At 53.3% G+C, this 13,073-nt stretch carries 11 protein-coding genes; 7 read left to right on the top strand and 4 right to left on the bottom strand.

Translation table 11 applies throughout. From position 1 onward, the window contains the following. Positions 1-40 precede the first annotated feature (40 nt). Complete coding sequence (lrp, locus tag CMR03_RS18020) at positions 41-535, bottom strand: leucine-responsive transcriptional regulator Lrp (RefSeq protein ID WP_006118610.1); 495 nt, start codon at positions 533-535, stop codon at positions 41-43. Between the two features lie 525 nt (positions 536-1,060). Between lrp and trxB the strand changes: the two genes are divergently transcribed. The 5 genes from trxB (at position 1,061) to infA (ending at position 6,953) form a co-directional block, all read left to right on the top strand. Continuing rightward, a complete protein-coding gene (gene trxB, locus CMR03_RS18015) occupies positions 1,061-2,026 on the top strand; it encodes a thioredoxin-disulfide reductase (protein WP_063878938.1) in 966 nt (321 codons plus the stop codon). Positions 2,027-2,162: 136 nt separating this feature from the next. Further along, positions 2,163-3,935, top strand: coding sequence for a heme ABC transporter permease/ATP-binding protein CydD (cydD, locus tag CMR03_RS18010; RefSeq protein ID WP_096012220.1), 1,773 nt, complete (start codon positions 2,163-2,165; stop codon positions 3,933-3,935). Further along, positions 3,935-5,665 (top strand): heme ABC transporter ATP-binding protein/permease CydC, encoded by a 1,731-nt coding sequence (gene cydC, locus CMR03_RS18005; protein WP_096012219.1) that lies wholly within the window; start codon positions 3,935-3,937, stop codon positions 5,663-5,665. The genes cydD and cydC overlap by 1 nt, the downstream gene beginning before the upstream one ends. Positions 5,666-5,698: 33 nt before the next feature. After that, positions 5,699-6,391 carry a leucyl/phenylalanyl-tRNA--protein transferase gene (gene aat / locus CMR03_RS18000; protein ID WP_096012218.1) on the top strand — a complete coding sequence of 231 codons (693 nt, stop codon included), beginning with the start codon at positions 5,699-5,701 and terminating at the stop codon, positions 6,389-6,391. 343 nt (positions 6,392-6,734) lie between these two features. Continuing rightward, positions 6,735-6,953 carry a translation initiation factor IF-1 gene (infA, locus tag CMR03_RS17995; RefSeq protein ID WP_002211347.1) on the top strand — a complete coding sequence of 73 codons (219 nt, stop codon included), beginning with the start codon at positions 6,735-6,737 and terminating at the stop codon, positions 6,951-6,953. Between the two features lie 86 nt (positions 6,954-7,039). Here infA and clpA read toward each other — a convergent pair whose 3' ends face one another. Further along, positions 7,040-9,316, bottom strand: a complete 2,277-nt coding sequence (gene clpA, locus CMR03_RS17990; protein ID WP_063878934.1) for an ATP-dependent Clp protease ATP-binding subunit ClpA — start codon at positions 9,314-9,316, stop codon at positions 7,040-7,042. A gap of 53 nt (positions 9,317-9,369) precedes the next feature. Next, positions 9,370-9,690 (bottom strand): ATP-dependent Clp protease adapter ClpS, encoded by a 321-nt coding sequence (gene clpS, locus CMR03_RS17985; RefSeq protein WP_063878933.1) that lies wholly within the window; start codon positions 9,688-9,690, stop codon positions 9,370-9,372. Between the two features lie 318 nt (positions 9,691-10,008). Here clpS and cspD point away from each other — a divergent pair, with 318 nt between their 5' ends. Beyond that, on the top strand, positions 10,009-10,233 hold the full coding sequence (gene cspD, locus CMR03_RS17980; protein WP_024470922.1) for a cold shock-like protein CspD: 225 nt from the start codon (positions 10,009-10,011) through the stop codon (positions 10,231-10,233). Positions 10,234-10,304: 71 nt separating this feature from the next. On the opposite strand, the gene CMR03_RS17975 is transcribed toward cspD, so the two are convergent. Beyond that, positions 10,305-11,954 carry an ATP-dependent nuclease gene (locus CMR03_RS17975; RefSeq protein ID WP_096012217.1) on the bottom strand — a complete coding sequence of 550 codons (1,650 nt, stop codon included), beginning with the start codon at positions 11,952-11,954 and terminating at the stop codon, positions 10,305-10,307. A gap of 136 nt (positions 11,955-12,090) precedes the next feature. Between CMR03_RS17975 and CMR03_RS17970 the strand changes: the two genes are divergently transcribed. After that, complete coding sequence (locus CMR03_RS17970) at positions 12,091-12,990, top strand: LysO family transporter (RefSeq protein WP_096012525.1); 900 nt, start codon at positions 12,091-12,093, stop codon at positions 12,988-12,990. The last annotated feature ends 83 nt before the right edge of the window (positions 12,991-13,073 follow it).

The raw sequence follows: 13,073 nt of genomic DNA, 5'->3' as shown, positions 1-13,073 counted from the left end.
GAGTGTACCGAAATTTCACAGGCTTTGCACCTGCCACGCATCAGCGCGTTTTGATCACCAGACGGTTACTCTGTTTGACCTCTTCCATCACCACGTAAGTCCGCGTGTCGTTTACACCTGGCAGGCGCAGCAAGGTTTCACCCAGCAGCTTGCGGTAGGCGGACATATCAGGCACGCGCGTTTTAAGCAGGTAGTCGAAATCACCAGAAACCAGGTGACACTCTTGAGTTTCCTCAAGTTTTTGTACGGCGGCGTTAAATTGTTCAAACACATCTGGCGCGCCACGATTCAGAGTAATCTCAACGAATACCAGTAATGAGGCGTCCAGGTAGTGAGGGTTAAGTTGCGCAGTATAACCAAGGATGAATCCCTGGCGTTCAAGACGACGTACACGCTCAAGACAAGGTGTAGGCGATAATCCTACACGTTTGGAAAGTTCCACGTTTGAGATGCGACCGTCTTTCTGCAATTCATTCAGAATGTTTCTGTCGATCCTGTCGAGGTCTTTACCGGGGCGTTTCTTATTATCTACCATTATTATTGTCTCTCTTAATTCCTTCCCTTTACCTGCCATCCCCTGAAAACGCTCATTGTTCGGGGCATTTTTTGAAGTGAAATAACAAAGTCTGAGTGCGTTCGCACCTATGTGTATGACGCATATTGCCTGTCCACATCATGCGTCATGACCCATATCAGACGACAAAATTCGTTCGGCACATTGCCCAAAACCCGGCGGCAAAACCCGTTTTGTTCCGAAGATGTCATTCGCTTCTTACACTGTTTTCGCAAATGCGCAGGCGATTGTCAAAGTAAAATGTCTAAATTCAGGACAAGATGCCAGACACTTCGCTGGGTCACTGTTTTTAAATGAGTATTTTCGTGCGGCATGGTGCAACGAAATGAATTTTTGCCCCCTTTTGGCACAAGTGACAGGCGAAAAACGTATTCATCGTCTACGCCGTTTACAGCAATCGCCAACAAAAGCGCGCAAGTGTTGTCAATGATGCGGCTTATTCCCTACAATCGCAGACTATGTCAGGCGAATGAAACTGAGGAACGCATGAGTACGGCTAAACACAGTAAGTTGCTCATTCTGGGCTCTGGTCCAGCAGGTTATACCGCAGCCGTCTATGCTGCACGCGCAAATCTGAATCCGGTATTGATTACCGGGCTGGAAAAAGGCGGACAGCTGACCACCACGACGGACGTGGAAAACTGGCCGGGCGACCCGCACGATCTGACAGGTCCGTCGTTAATGGAACGCATGCACGAGCATGCTGAGAAATTTAACACTGAGATTATTTTTGACCACATTCATAGCGTTGATCTGCAGAATCGTCCGTTCCGTTTAACCGGTGACAGCGGCGAATACACCGCAGATGCGCTGATTATTGCCACGGGCGCGTCGGCGCGCTATCTCGGCCTGCCGTCAGAAGAAGCGTTTAAAGGCAAAGGCGTTTCAGCCTGCGCCACCTGCGATGGTTTCTTCTACCGTAATCAGAAAGTCGCCGTTATCGGCGGCGGTAATACGGCGGTAGAAGAGGCACTTTATCTGGCCAATATTGCCGCTGAAGTGCATTTGATTCACCGTCGCGACAGCTTCCGTGCGGAGAAAATTTTAATTGATCGCCTGATGCAAAAAGTCAGCAACGGCAACATCGTGCTGCACACTCATCGTACGCTGGAAGAAGTTGTGGGCGATCAGATGGGCGTGACCGGGCTGACGCTGCGTTCAACGCTGAACGATGAAACGGAAGCGCTGGAGGTTGCTGGCCTGTTTGTGGCCATTGGCCATAGCCCAAACACGGCGATTTTCGACGGTCAGTTAGCGCTTGAGAATGGCTATATCAAGGTGCAGTCAGGACTGCACGGCAATGCCACCCAGACCAGTATTCCGGGTGTGTTTGCCGCGGGTGACGTGATGGATCATATCTATCGCCAGGCCATTACCTCTGCGGGTACTGGCTGTATGGCTGCCTTAGATGCAGAGCGTTATCTTGATGGTCTGGTTAAGAACGATAAGTAAGTTGTTAATAACCTGATCTTAATTGTTTGAGGCGACTGTTTTTCAGTCGCCTTTTTTATTATCACCATGCTAAATTCATGCGCCAGGCGTGAGGGACTTGCCTCATTTCATTTGTCTTCGCCACAGTGGGTTTCGCATGAACAAATCGCGGCAGCAGCACCTTACCCGTTGGCTTCGTCAACAGCGCCATCATGCCGGTCCCTGGCTACGACTTGCCTCACTCTTAGGTTCAGCAGGCGCACTACTGATTATCATGCAGGCCTGGCTGCTGGCTTCGTTACTGCAGGCACTTATCGTCGAGCAGCAAGCGCCGCAATCCCTCCTGCCCCGCTTTATGTTACTGCTGTTGTGCTTTGTGCTGCGCGCGGTGCTGAACTATGCCCGCGAGCAGGCAGGCTTTCGGGCCGGTCAGGCCATCCGCCAGGCACTGCGTAAACAGGTGTTGGATCGTTTATCCGATCTGGGGCCCGCCTGGATACAGGGCAAACCCGCAGGCAGTTGGGCAACACTGCTTCTGGAACAAACCGAAGATATGCAGGCGTACTATGCGCGCTATCTGCCGCAGATGACGCTGGCAGCGGTAATCCCTTGCTGCATTCTGATTACCCTGTTCCCCCTGAACTGGGCCGCCGGATTGATTCTGCTGGCTACGGCACCGCTGATTCCGCTCTTTATGGCGATGGTGGGCATGGGCGCGGCCGATGCTAATCGCCGCAACTTCCTGGCCCTGGCACGCCTGAGCGGTGACTTCCTTGATCGCTTACGCGGGCGGGAAACGCTGCGGCTGTTTCACCGGGCTGATGCAGAGAAGCAGGCAATTGCCGCCACGACGACAGATTTTCGTCAACGGACGATGGAGGTTTTACGCCTGGCCTTTCTCTCCTCCTCAGTGCTGGAGTTTTTTGCCTCATTAGCCATCGCCGTGGTGGCGGTTTATTTTGGTTTCTCGTACCTGGGCGAGCTGCATTTTGGCGATTACGGTAAAGGCGTCACGCTGTTTGCCGGTTTCCTGGTGTTGATTCTGGCCCCCGAATTCTTTCAACCTCTGCGCGATCTTGGCACCTTCTATCATGCTAAGGCACAGGCAATCGGCGGTGCCGATGCCCTTGAGCGGTTTATGCAGGACACACCATCGTCAGACAGGGCTTCAGGTAATGTCGCGTTTAGCGCCACTTCGCCGCTGGAGCTGGTTGCTGACAACCTTGTGGTATGCGCCCCCGACGACAAGGTTCTGTGCGGCCCTTTACATTTCACCCTACGGGCAAGCGGGCGCGTGGCGCTGGTCGGCAAAAGCGGTGCAGGAAAAACCGCGCTGTTAAATGCCCTGCTGGGGTTTTTACCCTATGAGGGTTCGCTCAAAGCCAATGGCATTGAGCTTCGCGACATAGCACGACGCGACTGGCATCAGCATCTTGCCTGGGTTGGACAAAACCCACAGTTACCGGCCGCAACGTTGCGTGAAAATATCGTCATGGACGCGCCCCTGGATACTGAACGACTGGACAGGTTAACCGCAGCCTGTGGCATCAACGAATTCCTCCCCCGGCTGCCTGAAGGGCTGGATACCGCGCCTGGCGATGCCAGTAACGCGTTGTCCGTGGGACAGGCACAGCGTATTGCGGTAGCGCGAGCGCTGTACAAACCGGCTCAGCTATTGCTACTGGATGAGCCTGCCGCCAGCCTGGATGCGCTAAGTGAACATCACGTTATGCTGGCGTTAAATCAGGCTGCAACGCAGCAAACCACCCTGATGATTACGCATCAGATTGATTCGCTGCAAGACTGGGATGAAATCTGGCTCATGGAGGAAGGAAAACTGGTGCAGCAGGGCCACTGGCAGCAACTTACCTCACAGCCTGGGCCGTTCCGTGAATTGCTACAACATCGTCGTCAACAGGAGTGCATCTGATGTCTGCTCTGCGTCCTTTTATGCGATTGTGGCTGCGTCATCCCTTCCGGCTGACGCTGGGAATGGTTCTGGCCATCGTCACGCTGTTAGCCAGCATTGGCTTGCTGACCTTATCCGGGTGGTTTCTGGCGGCCTCGTCTGTCGCTGGCGTTGCGGGACTGTACAGTTTTAACTATATGCTTCCCGCAGCAGGTGTGCGCGGCGCGGCAATTATCCGCACGGCGGCCCGTTACTTTGAACGGCTGGTCACTCACGACGCGACGTTTCGGGTGTTGCAACATTTACGCGTTTTCACCTTCAGTCGTTTGATTTCGCTGGCACCCGCTCAGCTTGCAGCCTTTCGTCAGGCGGATCTGCTCAACCGTTTTGTCGGTGATGTCGACACGCTGGATCATCTCTATCTGCGGGTAATCTCACCGCTGCTGGGTGCGTTTATCGTCATTGTGGTGGTGACGGTCGGTTTAAGTCTGATTGACCTGCAGCTGGCTCTCACCCTGGGCGGTGCCCTGCTCGCCCTGCTCTGCATCTTGCCACCGCTCTTTTACCGCCTGGGCGCACCGGCGGGCGTTGCGATTACCCGTCAGCGCTCGCACTGGCGCGTGCAGTTAATGCACTGGCTGGCAGGCCAGGCTGAACTGACGTTATATGGTAATGCTGCAGTCTGGCGTACCAGACTCGACAGCAGTGAACAACAGTGGCAGGAAGCACAGCGTCAACAAGAACGTTTACAGGCGCTGGCGCAAAGTCTGTTACTGATATGCAGCGGCATGACGGTTACTGCGCTGCTCTGGCTCAGCGCAGAGAGCATTGCGCAGCAGCAACTTCCCGGGCCATTCATTGCGCTGGTGGTATTTTGTGCCCTGGCCGCTTTTGAAGCCCTGGCCCCGGTCGCGGGCGCATTTTTGCCACTGTCTCAGGTGATAACGGCGGCCCAACGCGTCAATGAAATTATCGAACAAACACCGGCGATTGTTTTTCCCTCTAAAACCGTTATCCCTTCTGGTGCATTACACGTAAGCCTACAGGCGCTTGATTTTTGCTATCCGGGACGCCCTGAAAAAGTGTTGAATCAGTTTTCATTAAGCATTGAGGGGGGAGAACACGTTGCGCTGCTCGGACCGACCGGCTGTGGAAAATCGACATTGCTTGGGCTGCTTACGCGCGCCTGGGATAGTCAGCAAGGTGAGATTAGGTTAAACGCAGTTCCCCTTACTGAGTGGGATGAGGCGCAACTCCGGCAACGCATCAGCGTTGTCACCCAGCGTGTTCATCTGTTCAGCCAGACCCTGCGTGACAATTTATTGCTGGCCTGCCCCAACGCCAGCGACGAAACCCTGACTGCGGCATTAATGCAGACTGGTCTGCAGACCCTGCTGGATAACGAGGAAGGATTAAATGCCTGGCTGGGCGAAGGCGGTCGTCCGCTGTCTGGGGGCGAACTGCGACGTCTGGCGCTTGCCCGTGCCCTGCTGCATAACGGCGACCTGTGGCTATTGGATGAGCCAACGGAAGGCCTTGATGCGGCGACCGAGCAGCATATTCTCGCCTTGCTGCAGCAGCTTACGGCAGGCAAAACCGTCATTATGGTCACTCACCGTCTGACAGGCCTGGCACAAATGGACAGAATTTGCCTTATGGACAGCGGCCGAATCATTGAGCAGGGAAATCATTCCGAATTAGTCGCAAAAGGTGGACGTTACTGGCGTTTCCAGCAACGCTTTGCGTTATAGTTTCGTGCAAAAGCTGATGGATAACGTAACGCGATGAGACTGGTTCAACTGTCACGGGAATCGTTGCTGTTTCCTCCCCCGGAAATGGCCCTGCGCGAGCCCAATGGTCTGCTGGCCATGGGCGGCGATCTTTCGCCTGCCCGTCTGCTCAGCGCCTATCAGCAAGGTATTTTCCCCTGGTTTTCGCCGGGCGATCCGATTCTGTGGTGGTCACCCGATCCCCGTGCGGTGTTGATCCCTGAACATTTTCATCTTAGCCGCAGTATGAAACGCTTTCATCAGCAATCGCCTTATCGCGTCACCATGAATGAAGCCTTTGCTGATGTCGTTGAGGGCTGTGCCATGGGCCGCGAAGAAGGAACCTGGATCACCTTTGAAGTGAAACGCGCATGGCTGAAACTCTATGAGCTGGGTCATGCTCACTCCATTGAAGTCTGGCGCGGGCAACAGCTGGCAGGCGGCATGTACGGGCTGGCGCTGGGCCAGATATTTTGTGGTGAATCCATGTTCAGCCTGCAAACCAATGCTTCAAAAACCGCACTATGGGTTTTTTGTCAGCATTTCATTAAGCACAAAGGACACCTGGTGGATTGTCAGATACTTAATCCCCATACGGCATCGTTGGGCGCGGTCGAAATCCCGCGTGAGGCTTACCTGGAATCGGTAAAAAACCTGTCATCTCAACCCGTTGACAGCGGCTGCTGGCTCAACCAGACCCTTTTTTAAAGCTCGCGCAGATGTTTTGCACACACAAAGTCGGTTAAGTGCTATAATAGCGGCGTTTGGTATGTCGTCCGCGCTTGAATTTCAAGCCGGAATTGCCAGGCTGGGAATCTCATCGCACTCTCGGGACTGTTTCAATCGTGCGCGTGTTACCGGTTGATTCAGATTCTTAGCCCGCTAATCCCCCGCAGACGTCACATAAACACCCTAATTTAACCGACATGCTCGCGTTATAAGCGAAGCACGGCGATGCGTTGGCTTTATTGCCGACGGTTCTTTACATAACTCGTTGAATTGGGCATTATCTTGCCGGTTCAACTGAAAGGTAGTACACCCAGAGGATTCGATGGCCAAAGAAGACAATATTGAAATGCAAGGTACCGTACTGGATACGTTACCTAACACCATGTTCCGCGTAGAACTTGAGAACGGACACGTGGTTACCGCTCATATCTCCGGTAAAATGCGTAAAAACTACATCCGCATCCTGACGGGCGACAAAGTGACTGTCGAGCTGACCCCGTACGACCTGAGCAAAGGCCGCATTGTCTTCCGTAGTCGCTGAGTTGCGTTGATGCTATTGCCTCCAACCGAGGCAATAAAAAAAAGGCCGGATAATATCCGGCCTTTTCTCTTTCCGTCACACAGTGCTTAGTGCACAGTGCCTTCCGCTTTACGTTTTTGCGCACTCAGGAAGTGATAAGTTAACTGGCCTTTCTCTTTATCCAGTGCAACCGATACTGAACCCCCTTCCACCAGCGAACCAAACAGCAGTTCATTGGCCAACGGTTTCTTCAGGCTTTCCTGAACGGTACGCGCCATTGGACGGGCACCCATCGCTTTGTCGTAGCCTTTCTCTGCCAGCCAGTCACGCGCTTCATCACTGACCTCGAGTGAAACGCCTTTAGCATCCAGTTGGGCCTGCAGTTCAACGATAAACTTGTCCACCACCTGATGAATGACTTCGGCCGACAAGTGGCTGAACCAGATAATGTTGTCCAGACGGTTACGGAATTCAGGCGTAAAGATTTTTTTAATCTCTTCCATTGCGTCAGTGCTGTTGTCCTGATGAATCAGGCCAATAGATTTACGCTCGGTTTCGCGCACGCCAGCATTGGTTGTCATCACCAGTACCACGTTGCGGAAATCCGCCTTGCGGCCGTTGTTGTCGGTCAACATGCCGTTATCCATTACCTGCAGCAACAGGTTAAACACATCCGGATGCGCTTTCTCAATCTCATCCAGCAGTACGACGGCATGAGGATGTTTGATCACCGCATCAGTCAGCAGACCACCCTGATCAAAGCCAACATAGCCCGGAGGCGCACCAATCAGGCGGCTGACGGTGTGACGCTCCATGTACTCGGACATGTCAAAACGCAGCAGTTCAATCCCCAGCGCTTTCGCCAGTTGAACGGTAACTTCGGTTTTACCGACGCCCGTTGGACCAGCAAACAGGAATGAACCCACCGGTTTGCGATCCTGTCCCAGACCTGCACGGCTCATCTTGATCGCTTCGGTCAAGGCTTCAATGGCATTATCCTGACCAAACACCAGCATTTTCAGGCGGTCGCCCAGGTTTTTCAGCGTATCGCGATCGGTGGCGGACACGCTCTGCTCCGGAATACGCGCGATACGCGCGACCACGGTTTCAATATCAGCCACATTTACGGTTTTCTTGCGTTTGCTGGCTGGCATCAGGCGTGCACGGGCACCCGCTTCATCGATAACGTCAATGGCTTTATCTGGCAGATGGCGATCGTTGATATATTTCACCGCCAGTTCGACTGCCGCACGCACGGCTTTCGCGGTGTAACGAACGTCATGGTGCGCTTCATATTTGGTTTTCAGGCCGTTAAGAATCTGTACCGTTTCTTCTACCGACGGCTCGGTAATGTCGATTTTCTGGAAACGGCGCGCCAGGGCGCGATCTTTTTCAAAGATGTTGCTGAATTCCTGATAGGTCGTGGAACCCATCACGCGGATTTTACCGCTAGAAAGCAGTGGTTTAATCAGGTTGGCGGCATCGACCTGCCCACCCGATGCTGCACCCGCACCGATGATGGTGTGAATCTCATCAATAAACAGGATGCTGCTGTTATCCTGCTCCAGCTGTTTTAACAGGGCTTTGAAACGTTTCTCAAAGTCGCCACGGTACTTGGTGCCCGCCAGCAGAGAGCCGATATCCAGAGAATAGATGGTGCAGTCCTTCATCACCTCAGGCACGTCACCCTGCACAATGCGCCAGGCTAAACCTTCCGCAATGGCTGTTTTACCGACACCGGATTCCCCCACCAGCAACGGGTTATTTTTACGGCGGCGACACAGAACCTGAATAGTGCGTTCCAGCTCTTTGTCGCGACCGATCAGCGGGTCAATTCCGCCAACGCGAGCAAGCTGATTAAGATTGGTGGTGAAGTTTTCCATACGTTCCTCCCCGCCTGCTTGCTCTTCGTTAACCGGGTTTTCAGCACCAGGTGCCTGGCCAGGTTCGTCTTTACGCGTGCCGTGAGAGATGAAATTCACCACATCAAGGCGGCTGACTTCGTGTTTGCGCAGCAGGTAAGCCGCTTGCGACTCTTGCTCGCTGAAAATAGCAACCAGTACGTTCGCACCGGTAACTTCACTGCGTCCGGATGACTGAACATGGAAAACCGCACGCTGTAGTACACGTTGGAAGCTGAGCGTCGGTTGCGTATCACGCTCTTCTTCGCTGGCAGGCAGCACAGGCGTGGTCTGTTCAATGAAGGCTTCGAGTTCCTGCCGTAGAGCCACAATGTCCACCGTACAGGCTTCCAGTGCCTCTCTGGCCGACGGGTTACTGAGCAACGCCAGTAACAGATGCTCGACGGTCATAAACTCATGACGGTGCTCACGCGCTCTGGCGAAAGCCATGTTTAAACTGAGTTCCAGTTCTTGATTGAGCATTAGGCACCTCCTCCAGTTAATCGCTCTGACCTGCTTCCTGTATGGAGAGAGGCTCAGGCTTTTTCAAGCGTACACAGCAACGGATGATGATTGTCCCGCGCGTAATTATTCACCTGCGCCGCTTTGGTCTCAGCGACCTCTGCGGTAAATACACCACAGATTGCTTTACCGTGGTAGTGAACTTTCAGCATCAGTTGCGTTGCACGTTCAATATCATAAGAAAAGAACTTTTGCAGAACGTCAATAACAAATTCCATAGGTGTATAATCGTCATTATTCAGAATGACTTTATACATGGAAGGCGGTTTTAACCCTTCGCGTACTTTTTCGTCGGCTAAGTGTTCAAAATTTAGCCAGTCATTTGTGTTTGCCATAGTGTTCCGTTGTGATTCTGTGCATCGTCATCAAATCCAGGGTCATCTGTAGAGTTTAACACGTGTGTCAAGTGCACTGCCGCTAATGCATTCTCAGGCAAAAAACCCTGCACGCGACCTGTATCACAAAATTTCAAATAGCGTTAACTACCTCAAATTTTGATGATTTTTTCCCCACGTTGCCCGGTGCTTTGCTTGACGACAGTGGCAGTTTCTCTACATTCTACCTTCATAAGCTGATTGAGTTTTAATCAAACCCGACTCACGGCTTCAGTGACCTCACCTACTTATAAAATGTCTTGCGAGGGAAGTAAAAGCATGGAGACAGGTACCGTTAAATGGTTCAATAACGCCAAAGGTTTCGGCTTTATCTGTCCAATCGGGGGCGGAGAAGATATCTTCGCACACTACTCAACAATACAGATGGATGGTTACAGAACGCTAAAAGCGGGCCAGCAGGTTCATTTTGACGTTCATCAAGGCCCTAAAGGCAACCATGCCAGTCTGATTGTACCTGTTGAAGTGCAACAGGCCGTAGCCTGAGATCCCCCCAACGTTGGACCGCTCCGTCAACAATGCCAGCCTGCCGCGCTGGCATTTTTACGCTGTAACCCCTATCCCGCTTTGCCCTGCGCCAGGGTAATCACCTGGGAAAACATCTCCCGTAGGCGTTCCGGGATTGCCTCGCTGCCGCGTTCGGCTGCTGCCATAGCGACCGTGATAGCCAGTTCAGGTTTTGATGCACGATGAATAGCTTTGGTAATAATACGCCTGGGATTGACAGGTACGTTTAACGGCAGGTGCGCTGCCTCATGATACACATCACTAAAGCCATGTTGGTAAAGGAACTGCTCCATATCCGCCGCCGGGAGCTGCGTCAGGTGATGCTTCTCGACATCATGAGGCTGGAGCTGGCTGCGCGCCGTGGCTGCATATTTTTTCCCTGCCATATCCCCGTCAGTCAGCACATGCCAGGCAATGCCCATACGTCGGGCAAATTTTAACAACGGTTTTAGCCCGGACTGTGCAAACTCAATGACTTTAATTCCTTCAGCGGCGAAGTGAAAACCGCATTGTCGCGCCATTTCGTTGATGATCCAGACTTCGGTTTCACCTTCAACCAGAAGCCAGCAACGGGCAAACAGGGCTGAAGGCCGGTTGACTTTGATATGGAAGCCGATGCGGCGGCTCTCTTCCGCACTCAGCCCTTCGGGACCAATGCGCCATGCCGCCACGCGCGTTGGCTCACGCACCAATCGGCAAACGTTCTCCACCGCGACCTGAGAAAGCAGCTCTCCAGAATTGGTCGTCGCAATCTTCTGTAACGGGAGCAGCGTGAGAAGGTTCCATGCTACGGATAACATGATGGGATGCAGCCGGGTTTCCGGATCTTCAATCAGCAACAACGGCCGGGCGCCCGGTGCCAAAGGTTCGCTTCCTCGCGCCTGGACCAGCAAGCTAAACATGCGCAATAAAATAAGTTGGCGGCTGCGGACGTCCGTGGCGGCAATCAGATGATTCAGCTGGTCCAGTGAACGCCAGCCCTGAATACCGTCACGTGATTGTGGATCGACGCGGTGCATCTGTCCGCCATTCTCAGGATGCTGGACCAGAAAGTAGTGTTCCATCAGCTGCTGCATGGTCTGTAATCCCTGACGCAGCATGTCATTACTCAATTGCTGTGGATGCTGTTCCAGATCCCGAGTCAGTTTATCCAGCTCTTTCGCCAGTTGATTCAGGGTGGAAAGACGGGCATCAATACCGCTTTCGACCGGGCGAACACGTCGGCTAAAACGTGCATCGCGCAGCCGTAATACTGGATTCATGCGCAGCAGATAACTTATCGCCGCCGCACTTCCCTCTTCCGCTAGCACATGACCATGGCTATCGATAAAGCGCCGTGTTGAGGTGATCTGGCCGTCACGTCGCCGGGCGTGCACGCTGTAACTCAGTCGGCGTTGTCCCTGTTCGGCGGGTTGCCAGAACGGCTGTAGCAGGTCGCTGTTTTCCGCGTCGTCATCCGTGAAGTGGAAAACGACCGACAGGCGATGAACCCGATCGTCGACCTCGCCCGGCGTAAAGTGAAAATCGTCAGGAGAAAACACATACTCACGCGAGTGGGGCGACAGCAGCAGGCTGAGCGCGTCCAGCAAACTGGATTTACCCCAGGCGTTTTCGCCAATCAGCAGGTTTATACGCGTCAGGGGTAAAGAGAGCTGATTAATGCCGCGAAATCCCCGGATATCGATATGTTCCAGAATCATAGCGTTTTTATCCTCTTTGTTGTCCGCAGAATGAAGCGGCTTCATCAGGCGGTCAAGTCACTTTGTTGTAAGGGTTTACTCACCTGGGCTTTTTCGCTAGCGTGTCGAGACTTTCGACATGGACGAACCGATCAATATGTATTCCGGACTCTTAATTATCCTGTTGCCCCTGCTGGCAGGCTGGCTGTTACCGCTTCGACACGTGACGTTTCTCAAGGCCGTCAACCGACTGTTAGGCTGGATGGTCTACGTCATTTTGTTTTTTATGGGCATCAGCCTGGCCTTTCTCGATAATCTCAGCAGCAATCTGCTTACGGTGTTTTATACCGCGGCAGTTACAGCGACATGCATTCTGCTATGTAACCTGCTGGCGTTGCATTGGCTGGAGCAACGGCTGCCCTGGCAGCACAGTCACAAACCGCAAAAGCTTCCTTCACGTCTGCATATGGCGCTGGAATCACTCACGTTATGTGGTGTGGTTGTCGTAGGCTTTGCGCTGGGCCTGACCCAATGGCCCTGGCTGCATCATGCCGCCGCCGCCAGTGAATATGCATTAATCTTTCTGCTCCTGCTGGTGGGCATTCAACTGCGCGGTAGTGGGATGACGTTGCGCCAGATGGTCTTAAACCGTCGTGGCATGATGGTCGCGCTCGCGGTGCTGATCAGTGCGCTGCTGGGGGGAATGATCGCGGCTCTGGTACTGGGACTGCCGCTGAAAACCGGGCTGGCCCTGGCCAGTGGCTTCGGCTGGTACTCTTTATCGGGGATTCTGATGACGGAAGCCTTCGGCCCGGTAATTGGCAGCGCCGCCTTCTTCAACGATCTGCTGCGAGAGCTTATCGCGATTATGTTGATCCCTGCGCTGATCGCCCGTCACCGCAGCACTGCACTGGGCTTATGCGGCGCAACCTCTATGGATTTTACCTTACCGGTTTTGCAACGGGCAGGCGGTACAGAAATCGTCCCGGCCGCGATTGTGCACGGCTTTGTCATGAGCCTGCTGGCACCGGTACTCATCGCCCTGTTCTCCGCCTGACCGCCCAATTCAACTTTTGATGCAATTTTTTACGGTTGAGTTGAATCAGCGTCGTCTACGCTTCTTTGAGTTGTTTGATTCTG

Source organism: Pantoea allii (genome assembly GCF_002307475.1).
Taxonomy (GTDB): Bacteria; Pseudomonadota; Gammaproteobacteria; order Enterobacterales; family Enterobacteriaceae; genus Pantoea; species Pantoea allii.
The sequence above is the reverse complement of the archived record's forward strand: the minus strand, read 5'-3'. Positions and strand labels throughout refer to the sequence as shown.

What these genes read in the sequence shown, in the direction of transcription:
- lrp (WP_006118610.1), bottom strand. Translation starts at nt 535, where the DNA reads ATGGTAGATAATAAGAAACGCCCCGGTAAAGACCTCGACAGGATCGAC.
- trxB (WP_063878938.1), top strand. Translation starts at nt 1,061, where the DNA reads ATGAGTACGGCTAAACACAGTAAGTTGCTCATTCTGGGCTCTGGTCCA.
- cydD (WP_096012220.1), top strand. Translation starts at nt 2,163, where the DNA reads ATGAACAAATCGCGGCAGCAGCACCTTACCCGTTGGCTTCGTCAACAG.
- cydC (WP_096012219.1), top strand. Translation starts at nt 3,935, where the DNA reads ATGTCTGCTCTGCGTCCTTTTATGCGATTGTGGCTGCGTCATCCCTTC.
- aat (WP_096012218.1), top strand. Translation starts at nt 5,699, where the DNA reads ATGAGACTGGTTCAACTGTCACGGGAATCGTTGCTGTTTCCTCCCCCG.
- infA (WP_002211347.1), top strand. Translation starts at nt 6,735, where the DNA reads ATGGCCAAAGAAGACAATATTGAAATGCAAGGTACCGTACTGGATACG.
- clpA (WP_063878934.1), bottom strand. Translation starts at nt 9,316, where the DNA reads ATGCTCAATCAAGAACTGGAACTCAGTTTAAACATGGCTTTCGCCAGA.
- clpS (WP_063878933.1), bottom strand. Translation starts at nt 9,690, where the DNA reads ATGGCAAACACAAATGACTGGCTAAATTTTGAACACTTAGCCGACGAA.
- cspD (WP_024470922.1), top strand. Translation starts at nt 10,009, where the DNA reads ATGGAGACAGGTACCGTTAAATGGTTCAATAACGCCAAAGGTTTCGGC.
- CMR03_RS17975 (WP_096012217.1), bottom strand. Translation starts at nt 11,954, where the DNA reads ATGATTCTGGAACATATCGATATCCGGGGATTTCGCGGCATTAATCAG.
- CMR03_RS17970 (WP_096012525.1), top strand. Translation starts at nt 12,091, where the DNA reads ATGTATTCCGGACTCTTAATTATCCTGTTGCCCCTGCTGGCAGGCTGG.